The sequence below is a fragment of the Myxococcus xanthus genome (assembly GCF_006402735.1).
Lineage (GTDB): Bacteria > Myxococcota > Myxococcia > Myxococcales > Myxococcaceae > Myxococcus > Myxococcus xanthus_A.
On sequence record NZ_CP017174.1, the window covers coordinates 1499737 to 1519920 of the forward strand.

At 70.2% G+C, this 20184-nt stretch carries 18 protein-coding genes; 8 read left to right on the forward strand and 10 right to left on the reverse strand.

Going from position 1 to position 20184, the window contains the following annotated elements; genetic code table 11:
- The first annotated feature begins 102 nt into the window (after nucleotides 1–102).
- The 5 genes from bioB to BHS09_RS06395 all read left to right on the forward strand — a co-directional run bounded on the left by bioB (nucleotide 103) and on the right by BHS09_RS06395 (nucleotide 4575).
- A complete protein-coding gene (gene bioB, locus BHS09_RS06375; protein ID WP_011551374.1) occupies nucleotides 103–1143 on the forward strand; it encodes a biotin synthase BioB in 1041 nt (346 codons plus the stop codon).
- 6 nt (nucleotides 1144–1149) lie between these two features.
- Nucleotides 1150–2325: an 8-amino-7-oxononanoate synthase gene (gene bioF / locus BHS09_RS06380; RefSeq protein WP_140797454.1), complete on the forward strand. Its 1176-nt coding sequence runs from the start codon at nucleotides 1150–1152 to the stop codon at nucleotides 2323–2325.
- Nucleotides 2318–3001: a dethiobiotin synthase gene (bioD, locus tag BHS09_RS06385; protein ID WP_140788188.1), complete on the forward strand. Its 684-nt coding sequence runs from the start codon at nucleotides 2318–2320 to the stop codon at nucleotides 2999–3001. Before bioF ends, bioD begins: the two co-directional genes overlap by 8 nt.
- Nucleotides 3002–3133: 132 nt before the next feature.
- The gene (locus BHS09_RS06390; RefSeq protein ID WP_140788190.1) at nucleotides 3134–3412 is read left to right on the forward strand and encodes a hypothetical protein; all 279 of its coding nucleotides are present in this window, start codon (nucleotides 3134–3136) and stop codon (nucleotides 3410–3412) included.
- Nucleotides 3409–4575: a pyridoxal phosphate-dependent aminotransferase gene (locus BHS09_RS06395; RefSeq protein ID WP_140797455.1), complete on the forward strand. Its 1167-nt coding sequence runs from the start codon at nucleotides 3409–3411 to the stop codon at nucleotides 4573–4575. Before BHS09_RS06390 ends, BHS09_RS06395 begins: the two co-directional genes overlap by 4 nt.
- Nucleotides 4576–4587: 12 nt before the next feature.
- Here BHS09_RS06395 and BHS09_RS06400 read toward each other — a convergent pair whose 3' ends face one another.
- The 3 genes from BHS09_RS06400 to BHS09_RS06410 all read right to left on the reverse strand — a co-directional run bounded on the left by BHS09_RS06400 (nucleotide 4588) and on the right by BHS09_RS06410 (nucleotide 8775).
- Nucleotides 4588–6018: an ABC transporter substrate-binding protein gene (locus BHS09_RS06400; RefSeq protein ID WP_140788195.1), complete on the reverse strand. Its 1431-nt coding sequence runs from the start codon at nucleotides 6016–6018 to the stop codon at nucleotides 4588–4590.
- Entirely contained in the window at nucleotides 6018–6836 is an 819-nt protein-coding gene (locus tag BHS09_RS06405) for a hypothetical protein (protein WP_140788197.1), read from the reverse strand. The genes BHS09_RS06400 and BHS09_RS06405 overlap by 1 nt, the downstream gene beginning before the upstream one ends.
- A 145-nt stretch (nucleotides 6837–6981) precedes the next feature.
- Nucleotides 6982–8775: a phosphoenolpyruvate carboxykinase (GTP) gene (locus tag BHS09_RS06410; RefSeq protein WP_140797456.1), complete on the reverse strand. Its 1794-nt coding sequence runs from the start codon at nucleotides 8773–8775 to the stop codon at nucleotides 6982–6984.
- A gap of 210 nt (nucleotides 8776–8985) precedes the next feature.
- Between BHS09_RS06410 and BHS09_RS06415 the strand changes: the two genes are divergently transcribed.
- Nucleotides 8986–10842 carry an SLC13 family permease gene (locus tag BHS09_RS06415; RefSeq protein ID WP_140788201.1) on the forward strand — a complete coding sequence of 619 codons (1857 nt, stop codon included), beginning with the start codon at nucleotides 8986–8988 and terminating at the stop codon, nucleotides 10840–10842.
- Nucleotides 10843–10846: 4 nt separating this feature from the next.
- Here BHS09_RS06415 and BHS09_RS06420 read toward each other — a convergent pair whose 3' ends face one another.
- From BHS09_RS06420 to gluQRS, 6 genes are all read right to left on the reverse strand, one after another.
- On the reverse strand, nucleotides 10847–11470 hold the full coding sequence (locus tag BHS09_RS06420; RefSeq protein ID WP_140788203.1) for a MiaE family protein: 624 nt from the start codon (nucleotides 11468–11470) through the stop codon (nucleotides 10847–10849).
- A gap of 28 nt (nucleotides 11471–11498) precedes the next feature.
- A complete protein-coding gene (locus tag BHS09_RS06425; RefSeq protein WP_174258664.1) occupies nucleotides 11499–12335 on the reverse strand; it encodes a GNAT family N-acetyltransferase in 837 nt (278 codons plus the stop codon).
- 40 nt (nucleotides 12336–12375) lie between these two features.
- On the reverse strand, nucleotides 12376–13029 hold the full coding sequence (locus BHS09_RS06430) for an AgmX/PglI C-terminal domain-containing protein (RefSeq protein WP_140797457.1): 654 nt from the start codon (nucleotides 13027–13029) through the stop codon (nucleotides 12376–12378).
- A 28-nt stretch (nucleotides 13030–13057) separates the two neighbouring features.
- Nucleotides 13058–14896, reverse strand: coding sequence for a patatin-like phospholipase family protein (locus BHS09_RS06435; protein WP_140797458.1), 1839 nt, complete (start codon nucleotides 14894–14896; stop codon nucleotides 13058–13060).
- 162 nt (nucleotides 14897–15058) lie between these two features.
- Nucleotides 15059–16015: a hypothetical protein gene (locus tag BHS09_RS06440; RefSeq protein ID WP_140797459.1), complete on the reverse strand. Its 957-nt coding sequence runs from the start codon at nucleotides 16013–16015 to the stop codon at nucleotides 15059–15061.
- A 139-nt stretch (nucleotides 16016–16154) separates the two neighbouring features.
- On the reverse strand, nucleotides 16155–17102 hold the full coding sequence (gene gluQRS, locus BHS09_RS06445; RefSeq protein WP_140788210.1) for a tRNA glutamyl-Q(34) synthetase GluQRS: 948 nt from the start codon (nucleotides 17100–17102) through the stop codon (nucleotides 16155–16157).
- A gap of 170 nt (nucleotides 17103–17272) precedes the next feature.
- Between gluQRS and BHS09_RS06450 the strand changes: the two genes are divergently transcribed.
- Together BHS09_RS06450 and BHS09_RS06455 are read left to right on the forward strand one after the other, a co-directional pair.
- On the forward strand, nucleotides 17273–18127 hold the full coding sequence (locus BHS09_RS06450; RefSeq protein ID WP_174260499.1) for a metallophosphoesterase family protein: 855 nt from the start codon (nucleotides 17273–17275) through the stop codon (nucleotides 18125–18127).
- A 34-nt stretch (nucleotides 18128–18161) separates the two neighbouring features.
- Nucleotides 18162–19757 (forward strand): adenylate/guanylate cyclase domain-containing protein, encoded by a 1596-nt coding sequence (locus BHS09_RS06455; RefSeq protein ID WP_140797461.1) that lies wholly within the window; start codon nucleotides 18162–18164, stop codon nucleotides 19755–19757.
- On the opposite strand, the gene BHS09_RS06460 is transcribed toward BHS09_RS06455, so the two are convergent.
- Nucleotides 19747–20130 carry a hypothetical protein gene (locus BHS09_RS06460; protein ID WP_140788215.1) on the reverse strand — a complete coding sequence of 128 codons (384 nt, stop codon included), beginning with the start codon at nucleotides 20128–20130 and terminating at the stop codon, nucleotides 19747–19749. The genes BHS09_RS06455 and BHS09_RS06460 overlap by 11 nt on opposite strands.
- Between the last annotated feature and the right edge of the window lie 54 nt (nucleotides 20131–20184).

The following is a 20184-nucleotide window of genomic DNA, read 5'->3' on the forward strand; positions in this document are numbered from 1 at the left end:
GGAGATGGGCCCTGGAAAGTCGTCAACCTGCCTGCTCGAGGGCGTTGACAACTTTCCGGGGTCCACGCACGTTCGGGCCCTCATCTGTCCGTAGAGGAGCCCATGCCCGATACCGCCACTGTCTCCAGCGAGAGCGAGTTCTCCGGTCACGCCCACGTCGCCGCGCCACCACCGGCGGGCGTGGACGTGCGCCATGACTGGTCGCTGTCCGAGGTGAGGGCCCTCTACGAGCTCCCCCTGCTGGACCTGGTGCACAAGGCCCAGACGGTCCACCGGGCCGTGTTCGTGGACAACAAGGTCCAGCTCTGTTCACTGCTGTCCATCAAGACGGGCGGCTGCCCGGAGGACTGCTCGTACTGCCCGCAGGCGGCTCGCTACAAGACGGGCGTCAAGGCGGAGAAGCTGATGGCCGTGCCGGACGTGCTGGATGCCGCGTCCAAGGCCCGCGCCGCCGGAGCCACCCGTTTCTGCATGGGCGCCGCGTGGCGTGAGGTGAAGGACGGTCCGCAGTTCGACAGCGTGCTGGAGATGGTGCGCGGCGTGCGTGCGCTGGGCATGGAGGCGTGCGCCACCCTGGGCATGCTCTCCGAGAGCCAGGCGAAGCGCCTGCGCGAGGCCGGCCTGTCCGCGTACAACCACAACCTGGACACGTCGCCCGAGCACTACGGCGACATCATCTCCACCCGCACCTATGAAGACCGCCTGCGCACGCTCAACCGCGTGCGCGACGCCGGCATCTCCGTGTGCTGCGGCGGCATCATTGGCATGGGCGAGTCGGTGGATGACCGCTGCAACCTGTTGCGTACCCTGGCCAACCAGGAGCACCACCCGGAGTCGGTGCCCATCAACGCGCTGGTGGCCGTGGAGGGCACGCCGCTGCAGGAGCAGCAGCGCGTGGAGACGGTGGACATGGTGCGCACCATCGCCACCGCGCGCATCCTGATGCCCCAGTCCATGGTGCGCCTGTCCGCGGGCCGGCAGCAGATGAACGAAGAGGCGCAGCTCTTGTGCATGATGGCGGGCGCCAACTCGCTCTTCTTCGGCGAGAAGCTGCTCACCACCGGCAACCCCGAGTACACCCAGGACATGGCCCTGCTGGAGAAGGCGGGAATCCGCCCCCTGGAGCCGCGTCAGGAAGGCTGAGCCACCGTGAGTGATGAAGCCGTCGCGGCGGCGTGGGCCCGGGAGGACCTGGAGGCCCTGTCCGAGCGCGGCCTGCGCCGGTACCTGGAGCCCCTGGATTCGCCCCAGGGGCCCGTGGTGCGCGTGGGGGGCGAGACGCTCGTCAATTTCTCGTCCAATGACTACCTGGGGCTGGCCGCGTCGCCCACCGTGCGTGCCGCGGCGCTGGCCGCCGTGGAGCGTTACGGCGTGGGCACCGGTGCCAGCCGGTTGGTGGTGGGCGACACCGCCGCGCATCACCGGTTGGAGACGCGGCTGGCCGCCTTCGAGCGCGCCGAGGCCGTGCGCCTGTTCAACAGCGGCTACGCCGCCAACACCGGCATCATCCCCGCGCTGGTGGGGCCCGAGGACGCCGTCTTCTCTGATTCCCTCAACCACGCCTCGCTCGTGGATGGCTGCCGGCTGTCACGCGCCCGCGTCTGCGTCTATCCACACGCGGACGTGGAGGCGTTGGAGCGCGCCCTGGCGGAGACGTCCGCGCGCCGCAAGCTGGTGGTGACGGACACTGTCTTCTCCATGGACGGAGACGTGGCCCCGCTGCGCGACATCGTCGCCGCGTGCCGGGCCCACGGCGCCGCGCTGATGGTGGACGAAGCGCATGCCACCGGCGTGCTGGGCGCACGCGGCGCGGGCCTCTGCGATGAGCTGGGGTTGGAAAACGAGGTGGACCTGCGCATGGGCACGCTGAGCAAGGCGCTGGGCGTCATGGGCGCGTACGTGGCGACCTCGCGCGAGGTGGCGGACCTGCTGGTATCCCGCGCGCGGCCCTTCGTCTTCTCCACCGCGCTGCCCGCGCACCTGTGCGCCGCCTCCGAGGCCGCCGTGGACGCCGTGGAGGGCGACCCGGACCTGCGCGAGCGGCTGTGGCGCAACATCCGTCGCTTCGCGGACGGCCTGCGCGGCTTGGGCGTGCGCGCCGAGCCTCGCAGCGCCGTGTTTCCCATCATCCTCGGCGAGCCCGAGCGGGCGCTGGACGCCGCGCGCCGACTGCGCGAGGCGGGCGTGCTGGTGAAGGCCATCCGCCCGCCCACCGTCCCCGAGGGCACCAGCCGCCTGCGCTTCTGCCTGTCCGCTTCCCACACCGTGGGCCACGTGGACCTGGCGCTGGAGGCGCTGCGCACCGTGGGAGTCCGCCGTGGCTGAGCGTGGCAAGCCGTTCCAGATTTTCGTGACGGGCACGGACACCGGCGTGGGGAAGACGCAGGCGTCGTGCGCGCTCCTGTCGCTGCTGGCGGACGCGGGGCTGCGGCCCCAGGGCTTCAAGCCCTATGAGAGCGGCTGTGCGTCCCTTCGCGCGCCCGCGGACGCGCTCGCCCTGCGCGCGGCGGCGGGCAGCTCGCTGAGCGTGGATGAAGTGTGTCCTCACCGCTTCCGCCTGCCCGTGGCGCCCGGCGTGGCCGCCAGCCGCCTGGGACGCGAGCCCGACTGGGACGTCACGCTGGCCGCGTGGCGGAGGCTGCGCGGGGGCAACGCCGTGGTGGAGGGGGCAGGGGGCCTGTTCGTGCCGCTGGACTCGAAGCACGACGTCATCGACCTCATCGCCACCTTGCGCCTTCCGGTGCTGCTGGTTGCGCGGGCGGGCCTGGGCACGCTCAACCACACCGCGCTGTCGCTCCAGGCGCTGGCCGCACGCCGCATTCCCGTGCGGGCCGTGCTGCTGTCGCGCGGGACGTCCGCGAAGGATGTTTCGGAGCGCGACAACCGGCGGCTCCTGGAGGCGCGGCACGGCGTCCCGGTGCTGGGACCGGTGCCCTATCTTCCCGACGCGCGGCGCCGCCATGCCGCGTTCCGCCGCGCGCTGCGGCCGCTGATTCCCTGAACGCGCGGAGGCCGGAAAATCGGCCTCCGGCGCGTTTGCGTTCCAGGGCCAGTGCTACAGGGCGCGCAAGTTTTCGGGACATGCGGCCGTGAAATGGACGTGCCGTTTTTTCCGCGCGAGAACGCCTCACGAATGGCGGACATCATCGATCTCACGTTCCTCGCGGACGTCCGGCGGCTCTACAAGAAGCTCATTGACCAGAGGGGGCTTTCTTACTTCCTGCAAAAGGAAGGGCCTCGGCTCTTTCACATCGAGCCCTCCAAGGTGGAGCTCGTGCTCCGGACCGCTCTGCGCACGCGCGACCCTCAACTTCCCCGGCCTCACGACAAGGCCATCGAGCACTGCCGCAAGGAAGTTCGCCGCGACCTGATTCGTCGCGTCGCGAACGCCATGCTGCAAACGGGCCTGTGAGCCGCTTCTCCGCGCGGACGGACTTCGCACGGACAGCCAACCCGCTGGCACTGGCGCTCGAAAGGCACCGCGCCAGCGGCCGTCTCCTCCTGGACCTCACGGAATCCAACCCCACGCGTGTGGGGTTTCCCCTGCCGGACGCGGCGCTCCTGGCCCCCGAGGACGCCTTCACCTACGAACCCGAGTCCCTGGGGCTCGCCTCCGCGCGACAAGCGCTGGTGGCGGACTTCGCGGCGCGAGGCGCCCAGGTCTCCGAGGCGCACCTGGTGCTGACCTCCAGCACCAGTGAAGCCTACGGGTGGCTCTTCAAGCTCCTGTGCGAGCCTGGGGACAACGTTCTCGTCCCGGCCCCCTGCTACCCCCTCTTCGAGCACCTCGCGCGCCTGGAGGGCGTCCAGACGCGTTCCTACGCGCTGCCACGCGCGCATGGCTTCGGCCTGGACGCGGGGGAGGTGGCGGAGGCGTGCGACGCGCGCACCCGCGCGGTGCTGGTGGTGAACCCCGGCAACCCCACCGGCCACTTCCTGCACGAAGGCGAGCTGGAGGCGCTGGCGGACGTGTGCGCGCGCCGCCAGCTGGCGCTCGTCTGCGACGAAGTCTTCGCTCCCTTCGCCTGGGACGCGGCGCCTGGGCGCGTGGTCACCGTGGCGGGGCGCGCGCTGCCGATGCTCACCTTCGCCCTCTCCGGCCTCTCCAAGTCCGTGGGGCTGCCCGGACTCAAGCTGGCGTGGACGCACGTGGGCGGGCCCGCGGCGCTCCGTGACGAGGCGCTGGCCCGGTTGGACTGGGTGGGGGACACGTACCTGCCCGTGGGCACGCCCGTGCAGCGGGCCCTGCCTGCGCTCCTGGCCCATGCGCCGCGCTTCCAGGCGGCGGTGTTGGAGCGGGTGAGAGGCAACCGCCAGCGCCTGCTCGCGGCTCGGCCTCGCGACGCCAGCTGGGACGTGGTGCCGGCGGAGGGTGGGTGGAGCGCGGTGGTGCGGATTCCGAGGGCGCCCGGCGAGGAGGCCACCTGCCTGGCCCTGCTGGACGCGGGCGTGCGGGTGCAGCCGGGCTACTTCTACGACTTCGGCGGCGGCGCCTTCCTCGTGCTGTCGCTGCTGCCCCAGCCCGAGGATTTCGCCGCCGCCGTCGAGGTGCTCGCGCGGACGTTGGGGCCCTGAGGCCCCTTCACGTCACTCCGTGGGCGGGGCGATGAGCTGCACCGTCACGAACTCGCCGGCCTCCACGCGGAACAGCTCGTACTCGGACGGCGCCTCGCCGTCGGAGTTGAAGTCGAGGTTGCCGCTGGCGCCCGTCACGTTGATGACCGTTCCGTTGCGGATGGCCGCGCGAGCCCCCGCGAAGCCGTCCGTGCCCAGGTTGAACGCCGGGGCGGAGGTGCCCTCGGGCGGCGTCACCAGCGCCAGGCCATCCGCCATGCGCGCGCCGGTGATGGCCAGCGGGGTGTTGACGTCGGGGCCCGCGGCATACGCGGCGCCGAGCGCCACTAGGTACATGGCGTCATACGCGTGCGCGGTGAAGGAGTACTGGCCCGGGTCCGTCTGGTTGTTGGCGGAGCGGAAGCGCTGCGCGAACAACTGGTAGACGAGGTCCGGACGGGCCTGCGCGGGCGACGTGCCGTAGGCGCCATCCACGAGGCCCGTGTTGGCGCCCAGCGCGGTGAAGAGGCCCCGGTCCTTGCCAGCGTCGGTGAAGAACCACCGCTGGGTGTTCCGGCCCGCGGTGGCCGTCTGGTTGATGATGCGCGCGTTGTCCTCGGAGAAGCCGATGAGGACCTCGACATCCGGCTGGTCGGTGGTGATGTGCCGCACCACGCTGGTGATGTCGGTGCCGTTGCGGCTGTACTGGGCGGACGTCACGGTCCGCTGGGTGGAGTCGATGCGGCCCAGCGTCACGCCGAAGAGGCCCTGCCCGTAGGCATCGTTCACGTAGCTGATGCCGACCTTGGAGACGCTGTCGTAGAGCGGGGCTCCGTTCACGAGGATGTCGCCCTGGAGCAGGTCGCCGATGATGCGCCCCTGCAGCGCGTCAGACGGCGCTGTCCGCCACACCAGGCCCGCGTTGGTGCCAATCTTGTCGTTGATGGCGGCGATGTCCGGGCTGGTGCCGCTGTACGTAATCATCAGCACGCCGTTGGTAACGGTGTGCGTGGCGACGGCGAGCGCCTGGGCGCTGCTGGAGGCGAAGACCATCGGCACCTGGCGCTCGCGAATCAGCCACTGTGCCTGCTCGGCGGCGCGGTTCGGTTCCGAGCGCGTGTCGCAGATGTGGAGGACGAAGGGCCGGCCGTTGACGCCCTCACGCTGGTTGATTTCGTCGAGCGCCAGCTTGATGGCGTTGAGCGCCTGGACCTCGGACTCGTCCGGGCCGTCGGAGGTGCTCAGCGGCACCGCGGCGCCCAGGGGAATGGCATTGGCCGCGGAGGCCGGGCCGTAGACCTCTCCACAGCCCTCTGGCTGCGGCAGGCAGTAGCCAGCGGTGCACACCTGCGCGGTTTCACAGTCCGAGGACGTCTCGCACTCGGTCAGTCCACTGGCGGTGGTGAAGCTGCACCCGGCCATCAGCAGGGTGCTTCCCGTCATCATCAATCGCAGCGCGCGCATCAGAAGCTCACCGCCATTCCTGCTCCGGCGCCCTTGGGCGCCATCGTGACTCGCACCTCACCCGCAGCCGGGGGGCCCTCCTTCGGGTAGAGGACGATGGCGGTGATGACACCGGCCAGTCCCACGCCGAAGCCGACGTCCGCCAGCAGCGCCCGGCTGCGCGTCTTGTCGGCGAACTCCTCCTTGGTCTCCACCCTGGTGGCGCCGTCGAACTGCTCACGCGCGTCGCGCGCCTGCATGCCGAAGAGCACGCCCGCCACCACGCCCGCCGCGCCCACGCCGGCCGCGGCGAAGGCGCCAATGCGCTGGCGCTTGTACGACGTCAGCGCGCGCTGCAGCTCGGCCTCCTGCTGGCGCCGGCTCTCGTCCTCGGCGCGGCGGGCCGCGAGCTGCTCTTCTTCCGCCTGCCGGCGCGCGGCGTCCGCTTCGTCCTGGAGCCGCTGACGCTCGGCGTTGGACGCGGCCGCGGTCTGGTCTTCCTTCTCGATGAGCACCCGCAGCCGGTCGATGCTGCGCGCGCTGCGCTTGAGCAGCGTCGGGTCCGTGCCGTCAGTGGCGCCGACGTACTGCTGGTACCAGGTCACCGCCTCACGCAGCTCTCCCGCGTTCTCCAGGGAGATGGCGATGTTGTAGATGAGCCGCGGATGGGGCTGGGCTTCATGCGCCTTCTTCAGCGCATCCGCCGCCTCGCGGTACTTGCCTGCCTGGTACAGCCGCTCGCCGTCCTTGATGAGGGCCGCTGCATTTTTCCCGCGTTGTGCAAACGCCACCGGTGGCGCCAGCGCGAGAATCACCGACAACACGAAAACCAGTCTCATGACCTGAGAGCCTAGCGCGGAGCTCCGGGAAGGTCGAAGAGCTGACTTTTACTTCCTGTGAAAAATGGAGAGGCCGCCTCCCGCGCTCGGTGCGAGCGAGAGGCGGCCCCGGGGGTATTTCAGGCTGCTACAGGCCGGCGGGGACTCAGTGGTCCAGGCGCGCCATCAGCAGCTTGCGCTGGAGCATCAGCGCGTCCGGCGCCTTGGTGCCGAGCTGCTCGAAGAAGACCTCCTGGCTCTTCAGCTCGGCCTTCCATTCGTCCTCCTTGATGGACGTGACTTCCGTCACCACGTCGGCGGCCAGGTCCAGGCCCTTGAGGTTGAGGCCCTGGTCGGCGCGGGGCACCCAGCCCAGCAGCGTCTCCTGGGTGGGGACGCGGCCGTGGACGCGGTTCACGATCCACTCCAGCACGCGCATGTTCTCGCCGAAGCCCGGCCACATGAACTTGCCGTTCTTGTCCTGGCGGAACCAGTTGACCTGGAAGATCTTCGGCAGCTGGGCGATGTGCTTCTGCATGTCCAGCCAGTGCTGGAGGTAGTCACCCATGTGGTAGCCGCAGAAGGGCAGCATGGCCATGGGGTCGCGGCGCACGACGCCGACCTTGCCGGTGGCCGCGGCCGTCGTCTCGCTGCCCATGGTGGCGCCCAGGAACACGCCGTGGGTCCAGTTGAAGGCCTGGAGCACCAGCGGGACGGTGTTGGAGCGGCGGCCGCCGAAGATGAGCGCGGAGATGGGCACGCCCGTCGGGTCGTTGGCCTTGGGGCTCAGCGCCGGGTTGTTGGACATGGGCGCGGTGAAGCGGCTGTTGGGGTGCGCCGCCTTCTCCGTGCTGCCCTTCTTCCAGGGGCGGCCCTGCCAGTCGGTGAGCTCGTCGGGGACCTCGCCGTCCTTGCCCTCCCACCACACGTCGCCGTCCGCCGTCAGCGCTACGTTGGTGAAGATGGTGTCCTTGGAGATGGACTCCATCGCGTTGGGGTTCGTCTTGTAGTTGGTGCCGGGCACCACGCCGAAGTAACCGGCCTCCGGGTTGATGGCGTACAGGCGGCCATCCTTGCCGGGGTGCATCCACGCGATGTCGTCGCCGACCGTCTCGATCTTCCAGCCCTTGTACTCGGCGGGCGGAATCATCATCGCGAAGTTCGTCTTGCCACACGCGGACGGGAAGGCGGCGGCCACGTACGTGGTCTCACCCTTGGGGCTGGTGACGCCCAGGATGAGCATGTGCTCGGCCATCCAGCCTTCCTCGCGGCCCAGGTAGCTGCCGATGCGCAGCGCGAGGCACTTCTTGCCCAGCAGCACGTTGCCGCCGTAGCCGGAGCCGAAGCTCCAGATGGTGTTGTCCTGGGGGAAGTGGCAGATGTAGCGGCGGTCTGGGTCCACGTCGCCGGTGCTGTGCAGGCCGCGGTTGAAGTCGTCGCTGTCACCCAGCATGTCCAGCGCCTGCTTCCCCATGCGCGCCATGATGCGCATGTTCAGCACGACGTAGATGCTGTCGGTCAGCTCCACGCCCAGCTTGGTGAAGGGGCTGCCGATGGGGCCCATGGCGTAGGGCACCACGTACATGGTGCGGCCCTTCATGCACCCGCTGAACAGGTTGCCCAGCTTGGTGTAGGCCGCCTCGGGCTCCATCCAGTTGTTCGTCGGGCCGGCGTCCGTCTTGTTCGGCGTACAGATGAACGTGAGGTGCTCCACGCGCGCCACGTCGTTCGGGTTGGAGCGGTGGAGGTAGCTGTTGGGGCGCTTCTCCGGGTTCAGCGGGATGAGGATGCCCTCCTTCACCGCCTGGTCCGTCAGCCGCTTCTTCTCCGCCTCGGACCCGTCACACCAGACGATGCTGTCCGGCTGGGTCATCTCGGCCATCTTGGCCACCCAGGCGAGGAGCGTGGGGTTTTTCGTGGGGGCCTGCTGGCCCTCCGCCGCAACTTGCGTCGAAGCCATGGATTCGTCCTTGTGGTTCAAGTCTGGAGACAGGCCCCAAACGTTCTGGAAGGGGGGCATAAATGCAACCCGCGACCGGTCACCCACCTTGGTACCGAACAGGCCGCTCCTAATTCCACTTATCAGCGGCCGGTCATCCAGAAGTAAACGGCGCACTGCGCCACGACACTCGCCATATCAGCGCAGCGAATACAGGTTGGGGCGGGCCTTATGACCATCGCCATCGTCCTGGGTGTTGTCGTCGTCGCGCTGGTGCTGTTCTCGTTCGACACGCTTCCCATCGAGGTCAGCTCGCTCGTGGTGGTGTGCCTGCTGGCGCTCACCGGCGTGCTCACGCCCGTGCAGGCGTTCGAGGGGTTCAGCAACGACACTGTCATCTTCATCTTCACGCTGCTCGCGATGACGCAGGGGCTCGCATCGACGGGCGTGGTTCAGTTGGTGGGCCAACGGTTGGCCTTCTTCGCCCGCTTCGGCCACCAGACGTTCGTCATGGCGATGATGGTGGTGGTGGCCGCCTTCTCCTCTGTCATCTCCAACACGGTGACGACGGCGGCCTTCCTGCCGGTGGCCATTGGTGCGGCCCAGCGCGCCAAGGTGCCCAAGAGCAAGGTGCTGTTGCCGCTGGCGTACGCCTCCATGCTGGGCGGCATGGTGTTCCTCTACGGCACCTCCACCAACCTGGTGATGTCCGCCGCGATGCAGCGGCAGGGCATGCCGGGCATCGGCGTGACGGAGCTGGCGCCGGTGGGGCTGCCGCTGGCCATTGTCGGCATCCTCGGGGTGGTGCTGCTGGCGCCGTGGCTGCTGCCGGCCCGCGAGGGGCGCGGCGCCATGGAGGATTGGACGCTGCGCGACTACCTCACGGAGGCGGTGCTGCCGCCGGACTCGCGCTACGTGGGCAAGGAGCTGGGGGACATCTCGGAGGGGCTGGGACTGCGCGTCATCGGCATCATCCGCGACGGCGAGGCCCTGTCCGCGGTGCCCGGCTACCGGCTGCGCGGCGACGAGCGGCTGCTCATCGAAGGCAACCGCGAGACGATTCTGCGGGTGAAGGACCTGCGCGGCATCCAAATCCGCCCGGACGTGCGGCTGTCCGACGAGGAGCTGCACGACAAGGACTCGCTCCTCATCGAGGCCAGCGTGCCACCCGACAGCCCGCTGGTGGGGCGGAGCCTGAAGGAGACGCTCTTCGTGGAGCGCTACGGCCTGGTGGCGCTGGCCCTGCACCGCAAGCCCGCCATCCAGCGCATCACCAAGCTCCAACTGCTGGGCCGCACCTTCGGGGAACGCTCGCTGTCCATGCTGCCGCTGTCGGTGGGGGACGTGCTGCTGCTGCGCGGCGCGCGCGACCGGGTGGATGAGCTGGCGCGGGGTGGCAACCTGACGGTGCTCAGTGGCCACGAATACCAGCCCCCACGCTACGGCAAGGCGCTGCTGGCGGTGGTGCTGTTCCTGGGCGCGCTGGCGGCGGGCTCGCTGAACGTGGTGCCACTGTCGGTGGCGGGCCTCACCGGCATGTTGCTGATGATTGCCACTGGCTGCGTGGATCCGCGCACCGCGTTCCGCGTGGACTGGCGCGTGGTGCTGCTCATCGGCTCCATGATGGCGCTGGGGCTGGCCATGGAGGTGAGCGGCGCGGGCGCGTTCGTGGGAGATAGGGTGGCGGCGCTGGGCGCGTATGGTGGCCCGCGCATGGTGATGGTGTTGCTGATGGTGCTGACCATCGTCCTGTCCGCGCCGATGAGCAACCAGGCCGCGGCGCTGGTGGTGCTGCCAGTGGCCATCAACGCCGCGCAGCAGCTCGGCGTGGACGCGCGGCCCTTCGCCATGGCGGTGACGCTGGCGGCCAGCTGTTCGTTCATCACTCCGCTGGAGCCCAGCTGCGTGCTCGTGTACGGGCCGGGGCACTACCGCTTCACGGACTTCTTCCGCCTGGGCACGCCGCTCACCGCGGTGCTCGTCGTCCTGCTCACGGTGGCCGTGCCCTGGGTGTGGCCGCTGGAGAAGGGCTCCTCTCCGGCGCCGCCTCGTCCGGCCGTGGGCCTGCGGGCGCCCATGGGGCCGTGACGGCTCAGTGGATGGCGGCGCGCAGCCCCACGTCGGTGATGACCTGGGCCTCGCGCTCCAGCATCCACTCCAGCCGCGCCTTCACGCTGGCTTCGTTGCCTTCGGACGCGGTGACGGCCAGCCGGTAGAAGAGGGACTGATGACCGTCCTCTGACTGGGCCAGCTCGCCGTAGAAGCGCGCCAGGGCCGGGTCGGTGAGGCCTTCGGCCAGCAGGGACAGTCGCTCGCAGGAGCGGGCTTCGATGACGGCGGCCACCAGCAACCGGTCCATGCGGCGCTCGGCGGCGGGCGTGCGAATCAACTTCTGCAGGCCCTGGGCGTAGGGGTCTCCCGCGTCCTTGGTCAGCGTGAGGCCACGCGCCGCCATCAAGTCCAACACGCGGGCCAGGTGAGCGCTCTCCTCGCGCGCCAGCCGCGCCATCTGCGAGGGCAGCCCCGGCAGGTCAGGGTAGGCCTGGAGCATGGACAGCGCGTTGGCGGCGGCCTTCTTCTCGCAGTGGGCATGGTCCACCAGCACCTCGTCGAACCGCTCGAGCGCCAGGGGCAGCCAGCGCGGGTCGGTGGCGGCGTGAAGAATGACGGGGCCCTCTCCAGAGAGGGGACGGCGGGAAGGCGTGGGACGGCTCATGCGGGCGCGGACTGTACGCGGCCGGCCGCTAGTCCACCAGGACGAGCCGCCACGGCCGGCCAGCCAGGTAGCCGACCCTGCGGGCGATGCGGGCGGTGCTCTCGTCCCGCTCGTCGATGCGCAGGGTCAGCCGCGGCAGCGAGGACAGCAGGTGGCGGGAAATCTGGCCCAGGCACAGCAAGGCGTGGCCCTTCTTGCGCTCGGCGGGCAGCGTGTAGAGGCCCTCCAGCTCCGCGCCGTACTGGGAGCGGCTGCCGATATCCACCTTGAACACCAGCGCGCCATTCTCCTCCAACACGTAGGTGCGGCGCTGGCGCACGCGCTGGATGACGCGGGCCTCGTAGCCTCGCGGGTCCTCGGCCAATGGGTCTCGCTCGTGCACCTCGCGCACGTAGCCCTGAGCCAGCGGCAGCAGCCGGGGCAGATCCTCTTCCTTCGCCAGCCGCAAGAGCGGGTTGGTGAAGGGGCCCAGGTCATCCGCCGACACGCTGAACAGCCGCTGCGTGCGCGACAGGCGTGGCTTGCCGGGGGCCAGGCTGCGCAGCAGCGCGTCCACCGACGACTTGTCGCCCACGGTGGAGCGCAGCGTCAGGCGCGAGGACAGCGCGTCCGCGATGACGCTGGTGGCGCCCGCATCGCTCGCGCTGGGCACCACCAGCCCGCCGTCGCCGCCCACGAACACGGCGGCGGTGAGGACCTGGTTGTCGAAGCGACCGTAGAAGGCGAAGGGCACCCTGCCACGGGGGGCGATGCCGAACTCCTCCAGCAACCCCAGCAGGTAGAGGTTGTGGACCGGGTCCTTCGACAGCAGCCCCCGAAGGGCTTCCGCGTCCTGGGGACCAAGCTGTTCGACGGTAACGGGCATGAAGGGTCGGGGGCTCCGGCACCTTACGCAAAACCGGGCCCTACCGGCCAGTCTCCCCAGGGACACGGAACTCGAAGGGGTAGACGACCGTCGCCTTTCCTCCGCCGTAGGGCGCCGGGAAGCGGACGTCCAGCAGCGAGTCCAGCGCGCACGCCTGCACGAAGGGGTCGGGGATGGTGCTGGACACCAGCTCGCCCGCGCTCATCACCCCGCCTTCGTTGCCCGCCTCCACGGTGAAGCGCAGTTTCACTGTCTGCGGACCCCGGTTGCGTTGTGCCGCGTCCTCGAAACATTGCTGTACGAGCGGAGTCACCGCCTGGATGGCGGCGCGGATGTCCTCGGCGTGGATGCGGCCGGTGGTGGATTCGACCACCGGCTCCACCTCCACCACGCGCCGCGGGTCCCCCGAGGCCGCGGGCGGCGCGGGCACGTCGGTCCGCGAGGACGGAAAGCCGGGCGGAGGCTGCACCGGTGGGGGTGTGACGCTGGGCGGCGACAGGCCGGGCGTGGGGGCGATGCGTGTGCCGGGCGGCTGCGGGGCGGGCAGCTCTTCGGCGGGGGGCGGCCCGACGGGCAGCGGCTCGTCGTGGACGGGGCGCGTCAGCCAATAGGAGAGGGCGGCGCTCAGGATGAGCACGCCCAGGCTCACACCGGGAATGACGAGCCAACGGATGAGGGACGACCGGTCGGACATGGACGCCTGGAGGATATGCCTCCAGGGCTCACTTGCACGAGCGCTGCTCGGGCTTGCCCTTCGCGCACTGGGCCAGTGGAGCGAACCGCGCCTCGGCTTCCGACACCGCGTCGTCCACCGGCTTATCGCACTCCGAGGCGGCCAGCGTGCCCTGAATCTCGAAGAGGCGCAGTACTTCATGGCAACGCTGCTGGAAGTGCTTCACGCCTTCCTTGAACAGCGGCCGCATGACCTCCGGCGAGAAGCCGTAGCCGCTGGCCGTCTGGAGCTGCGAGTCCGGACGGAACATCCACGACGAACGCCAGCTGGAGGCCACCTGGTCGAAGCGGGCGGAGCCCAGCCACATGCTGGTGGCCGCCTTGAGGGCCCCGGGCTCGCGCGGGACGAAGCCCGTGCCCGTGCGGCGGCAGAAGGCGTTGACGCTGGCGGCGTCGGCCACGTTCGCCAGGCGCTCCACGCAGACGTTGTACTCCGCGAAGCGCCGGCCCACGGCGGCCATCTCCCCCTGCTGCACCTCACCCACGCGCGGCTGGGCGACGAACAGATCGATGGTGCGCATCAGCACGCTGACGGCGTTGTCCGGCGGGTTCTCTGGTGACGGCTCCACGCCGCCGGTGGAGATGACCAGCACGCGCTCGGCACCGCGCTGAACGGCTTGGAGCAGCGGCAGTCCAGAGCGCACGCCGCCGTCGAAGAAGGAGCCCCTTATCCTCCCGGTGTGTGACGGCAGCCACGGCACCGGGTCTGCGAGCACGGGCTCCACGATGGAGGCGACGACGCCGTTGATGATGCCCTCCACGCGCTGCTGTTCGGTGGCGTTCGGGTCGAAGTTCGCTGGGTCCTGGTCGCTGATGCCGAAGACGTCACCCGTGTCGAAGTCCACGGAGACGGCCACCAGCTCCGTGCCGTTGGTGAGCTGCTCGGGGACCACCGCTGCGCGGAGCTTGCCGTAGATGCCGTCGAACTGGACCAGGCCACGCAGGTTGGAGGCAATCTTCCAAATCCAGGTGTTGTTGACGCAGTACAGGTCCGACTCCACCGCGCAGGTGTAGTTGCTGATGAGCAGCTGGCGCGCGGCCTCTTCGTGGCCCGGCGTGTGGAACAGGTCCACCAGCGTGCTGATGAGCGCGCCGGTGCTGCTGCCCGCCGCCAGGTCGATACGCGCGTCTCCACAACCCTCCGGCGCCGGCTTGCCGCGGCACTGCTCCAGCACGCCGAGCAGCCGCCAGATAGCCCCCGCGCTGAACGCGCCATTGGCTCCGCCGCCGCTCAGGACAATGGCGTTGGATGGGCGTCCCAGCGTGCGGTTCCACTTGCGGACGCTGACGTACTGCGCGGCGGACTCGGCGCCTTCGCGGATTCCGCGGGCGAGCACCTGGATGGGCACGCGGTCCCCCTGGGCATCACGCAGGGCCACCAGCGACGCGGCGATGCCCAGCGTGTTGGCCAGGAAGCGCGCGGCGTCCACTTCGCGCGGTGAGGGCGCGGCGGGGTCCACCGTGGTGGGCAGCGACGGCAGGCCCCACTGCGGCGTCTCCATGGCTGTCTTGAGGAAGCGCTCGTAGCACGCGCTGTTGCTGCCGCCCGCGCTCTGCTTCAGGCAGTCCAGTTGTTCGAGGATGGGCTGGGGCGCGTTGCCCATCGCGGACATCCAGCGCGCGGCTTCGGCGGGGTCGGCGTAGGCGTCCACCAGGTGCGTGCGGGTGAGGCGCGCCGCGCGCTCCTGGATGGGCACGGGCAGCGGCGCCGCCTGCGGGTCCCCGGGGGTGTTCAGCGCGTCGAGGATGTAGCCCGTGCGCAGGAAGCAGCCGCTGGAGACGGCGGCCAGCGCGGTGAGACACAGCAGGTACGTGGTGCTCCGGTTCATGGGTGTCCCCCCGAAAGGCGCGCGAGGCCGCCGCGTGCCTGGGCCCGCCGCCTCGTCGGGGGGAATGTTAGCGCATGCGCACGTGCGGGCGCTGCGCGGGGTGTGTGGAAGGCGACGGCCGTGAGCCCTCGGGGACGGCGCTCACGGCCGCGCGGCCTTCCCCTACGGATACACCTCGCGGCGGGGCAGGGGGGGCTCCGTGGGGCGGGTGGGCGGCGTGGTGATGACGGCGCCTTCAGCGGCGATGCGCTGGCGGCGGCTCACGCCCACGGTGGCGCCGAGCATCGCGGAGATGAGGCCCAGCAGCAGTGACGCGAAGATGCCCCAGAAGACACGGCTGGTGGGCTCCGCCGCCTGCAGCGCGCCCTGCTGGAGCTGCTGGCCCATCTGGCCGACCTTGCCCCGGAACGCGGTGAACTGGTCGCTCACCCGGCCCGCGATCTCCCGCGCGTCCTGGCGCGACAGGCGCGTGTTGTCCGCGATGGACGTGACGAGCACCTCCTGGTCGAGGTTACCAGTACGCAGGGCGGTGCTGAGGACTTCGGACGTGGCGGACTGGAGTTGGTTGGCGGTGATGGTCGGCTTTCCCTCCGCCTGGAGGCGCCGGTTGATGGGGCCGAGCGCGTCATTGGCGTCCAACCCGAAGGCCTGCGCGGCCTGTCCGCCTCCCGATGCCGCGCCCGCCACCGCCGAGCCGGTGGCCCCCACCACCGCGCCGCCCGCGCGCAGCGCGGTGCCGATGACGGACGACAGCAGCATGCCCAGCAAGGCGGTGCCCACCAGCGTCGTCAGGCCCCACATCACCGCGCCGTGCAGCGCACCGCCGCCCTTGTCCAGCCGGCCCGCGGAGCGCGCGGCGACGAAGCCGCCGCAGAAGAGGGCGATGAGCGGCGCGATGGCACTCCAGATGCCGGTGCCGATGCCCGCGGCCCGGGCGCTGCCCGGGTCATTGGGGTTTATCGACGACAGCCCGAGCGCCAGGCCGAGCGAGTTCAGCAGAAGCCACAGGGCCAGGGCGACAAAGGCGCCTCCGAAGATGGCGCCCCAGCTCAGCTTGTAGGGGTTGCCCGCGACGGCGGAGATGTCGCCGGGCGCTTGGTTCTCGACGATGGCTGCCATGGTGCTGCCCCTCCTGATGCCTGAGAGCGCCCCGAGCGGAGAAGGCGCTCATGTTCGCGGCAAACATGGGCATGGGGCAGCGGACGCACGATTCCGCCGTTTCCGGATGGCTCCCCGTGGAGGAGGGCGGAGCCCGGGCTCACCCCAGGCCGAGTGCTTCTCGGAGCGCGGCCTCGCCCGCGACGACAGGCGTGCGCGGCAGTCTTTCGGGACGGAAGCTGTGCACCAGCTCGGCGAGCGTCAGGGGGCCTCCGTCTCCCCATCCACTCCATGAGGCGAGCAGGCCCAGCACCCGCTCGGGAGCCACGCCACGCTCACGCAACTCCGCGAGCGCGAAGGCACCCTCGCGCTTGGCGAGCCGCTTGCCGTCTTCTCCCAACACCAGCGGGACGTGGAGGAACTCGGGCGCGCGCAAGTCCAGCGACGTGTAGAGCTGGAGCTGCCGGGGCGTGGAGGAGAGCAGGTCGTCCCCGCGCAGCACGTGGGTGATGTCCGTGGCCGCGTCGTCCACCACCACCGCGAGCTGGTAGCTGGACACGCCGTCGTTGCGCCGCACGACGAAGTCGCCCACCACCGCGTCCACGTCTTGCGAGTACGGGCCCTGCAAGCCGTCCACGAAGCGGACCTCGCCGGAGCTCGCGCGGAAGCGGTACGCGGGCGCGCGCGTGCGGGCGCGCTCGGAAATCTGTTCGCGGGTGAGTTGCGCGCAGGTGCCCGGGTAGCGGGGGCCCTCGTCGGAGAGACCGTGAGGTGCGCTGGCGGCCCGTGCAATCTCCGCGCGTGTGCAGAAGCAGGGATACACGCGCCCTGCTTGTTCCAGCCGCGCCTGGGCGTCGCGGTAGAGGCCGTCCCGTTGGCTCTGGAAGAGGGGCTGCTCGTCCCAGTCCAGCCCCAGCCATTCCATGTCGCGCAGCAGGTCGTCGACGTACTGCGGCTTGCAGCGCGCGCGGTCCAGGTCCTCGATGCGCAGCAGGAAGCGGCCGTGGGCCGCCCTCGCCTGGAGCCAGCCGAGCAGCGCGCTGCGGATGTTTCCCAGGTGCATGCGCCCGGTGGGGCTGGGAGCGAAGCGGCCTCGGACCAGGCTCATGGGCGCCCCCGGAGGCCGTGGGGCAAGAGGGCGTGCGGGCACGCGGAGCGAATCATCGTCGCGGGGGACCATAACCGACGCGGGGGGCCCGTCGCAGTGCCCGTGGCCTGCTTCGTCGACGCCCCCGGGGGTGGGTGCTACGTTCGTCGTGATTGGCGGAAAACCCCTCGATGCGCATCGCCCACTGCTCCGACGTCCACATCACCGAGGACTACTTCGCGCTTCCGCTGCACCGGCTGGGCTGGCGACGTTGGGTGGCCCTGGCGGAGCTCACCGTGGGAGGCCGCGCCCGGCGGTACGCGCGCGCGCCCCAGGCGCTGGCCGCCATTGCCCGGGACGCGCAGGCCGCGCAGGTGGACCACTTCATCCTCTCCGGCGACCTGACGGCGTACGCGCTGGACGGTGAGTTCAGCGGCGCCCGCCAGTCCCTGGGCGCGCTGGCGGAGGACCCCCGCCGCTGCACCGTCATCCCCGGCAATCACGACGTCTTCACGCCCGGGAGCCACCGCACCGGGCGCTTCGCGAAGTACTTCGGCCACCTGCTGGAGAGCGACCTGCCGGAGTACCGCCGCGAGGGCGCCTTTCCTTTCGTCCGGTTGCTGGGCACCGAGGCCGCGGTGGTGGGGCTGCTGTCCGCCCGTGTGCCGCGCACGCCGGGCCTGTCCTACGGCGTCATCGGCGAGGCCCAGCTCGGAGGCCTGGCCGCGCTGCTGACGGACGCCCGGTTGGAGGGCCGCGCCATCCTGGTGGTGGTGCACCACGCGCCGCTCAATCCCCATGGGCGACCGGACCACTGGCACCATGGCCTCCGGGACGCGGACGCCTTGCTGAAGCTGCTGCCGGGCCCGCGCTACGCGGTGCTGCACGGCCACATCCACCGGCGCTACCACCATCCCGCCACCGCCGACCGGCCCCATGTCTTCGGCGCGGGCTCCTCCACTGAATCCGGGCACGAGGGGTACTGGCTCATCGACGTGGCGGACGGGCAGGTGTCCGGCGGCCAGCAACAGACGCCCGCCCTGTGACAGCACCGCCCGGGCGGCGATAGAAGGGCAGCCCATGACCGACATCACCCTGGAGGAGTACAAGGCGCTGCGCACCCTCCAGCGCGCGGTGGATGACGCCTTGGAGGATAGCCTGCGCGAGCGCGAGACGCTGACGCAGACCTTCAAGCGCTGCTTCCCGTTGGTGCTCTCGCTCACCGGCGCCAAGGCCGTGGCCATCACCACGCGCGACGAGGAGTTGGTGGAGCAGACGTGGAACGAAGGGGACTGGAGCGACCGCCACCCCGGCGCGCTGCTGGAGGGCGCCGTGGGCGTGCGCCGGTTGGGGGCGGACACCCTGGTCAGCCAGCCCCTGGACGTGGCGGGAACGCGCGTGGGCGTGTTCGGCCTGCTCTTCGCGAACGACGCCACCGCGCCGGATGTCTCCTCGCGGCTGCTGCGCGTGCTGGACACCGTGGCGGAGCAGCTCGACACGGTGTTGTGCCTGGTGCACACCGCGTCGGAGAAGCACCAGCTCATCCTCCAGTGCAACAACCATCTGGCCAACCCCGTCTTCGAAGCGGGCATGGACCTGGCCGTGCTGACGCTGGCGCAGCGCGTGCGCCTGCCAGGCTTCCTGCTGCTGTACCGGGACGCGGTGCAGCCGCACGTGCTGCACTACCGCACCTACCGCAATGGGCACCTGGAGTTCGAAAGCGGCGAGCAGCCCCATGCGGGGTTGGAGGCGGCCATCCGCCAGCACGGCCCCCGGCTGCTCCTGAGCGAGGAGTCCACGCTGCGGCGGCTCTTCTCCGGCCGCACCACCGAGGCCGTGCTCATCTCCGGCGCCGCCGCGCATGGCCCGCTGGGGAAGATTGTCGTGTGGAACGACAACGGCTTCTCCACCTACGCCATGGACCTCATCCGGGTGCTGGCGTCCACGCTGAGTCAGCGGCTCCAGGACTACAACCGCGAGCGCATCCACCTGTCGCAGTTCTTCCCCAACGCCATCATCGACGCGTTGTTGCACGACCCCGCCTATGCCCAGTACCTGCGGGCGCAGGACCAGGAGGTGGGCATCCTCTTCGCGGACATCAACGGCTTCACCCGCATCTGCGAGCGGGGCTTCGACAGCCCGCGCAACATCGGCCGCTTCGTGGACGAGTGGAGCCAGCGCGCCGTGGGCTGCATCTGGGAGCACGGCGGCGTGTTCGACAAGATGGTCGGTGACTGTGTCATCGGCCTCTTCGGGCCGCCCTTCTTCAAGGGCACGCCACGCGAGCGCGCGCAGGCGGCGGTGCGGGCCGCGTGTGACATCCAGGCCTTCACCGCGTCGCTGGGCGCGCGCGAGGAAGTGGCGGCGCTGTGTGAGCGCGTGAAGCTGCCGGGCCTGGGGGTGGCGGTGGGCGTCAACCTGGCGCACGCCAACTGCGGCCTCTTCGGGCCCAACCGTCAGTACACGGCCTTCTCCAGCGGCATGAACCAGGCGGCCCGCCTCCAGTCACTGGCGGGTTTCCGGGAGACGCTGGTGATGGACAGCGTGCATGCCGCGCTGGTGGGCTCGGATGAGCCCTTCTTCCAGGGCCTGCGCTTCGGGCCCCTGACGGAGACGCCCGTGAAGAACGTGGCGCAGCCGCTGCGCCACTACCGGCTGGAGCCGCTCACGCCTTGAGGTGAGGGCCCGCGTAGCGCCGCGAGAAGTGAATCCACCGGCGCTCGTCCACCTCCACCTGCCATTCGGAGTTGGGCGTCAGTGGCAGCCGCTGCTTCAGGAAGTTTTCCAGGTAGTCCGCCGCCTTCACCGGCGTGAGTCCCGGTGCACGGAAGGCGATGTGCAGGAAAACGTCCAGCGTGGCCGCCACGTCCACGGACGCGCAGATACGCAGCGACCCCACGCGGCGCTGATAGAGCGTGTTCTGCCCGGGCCATGCTGCCGGGTCCATGCCTGTTCGTGGCAGTGACAGCCAGTTGTACGGCTTGAGAACGAAGTCGAGCAGCTCACTGCTCGCCTCATCCACCGTTGCGTGCTCCTGGATGGAAAGCATCGCCCACCTCCCCGGGGAAGCCGATGGAAAGAATGTGCCCATGGCCGTGTCGCG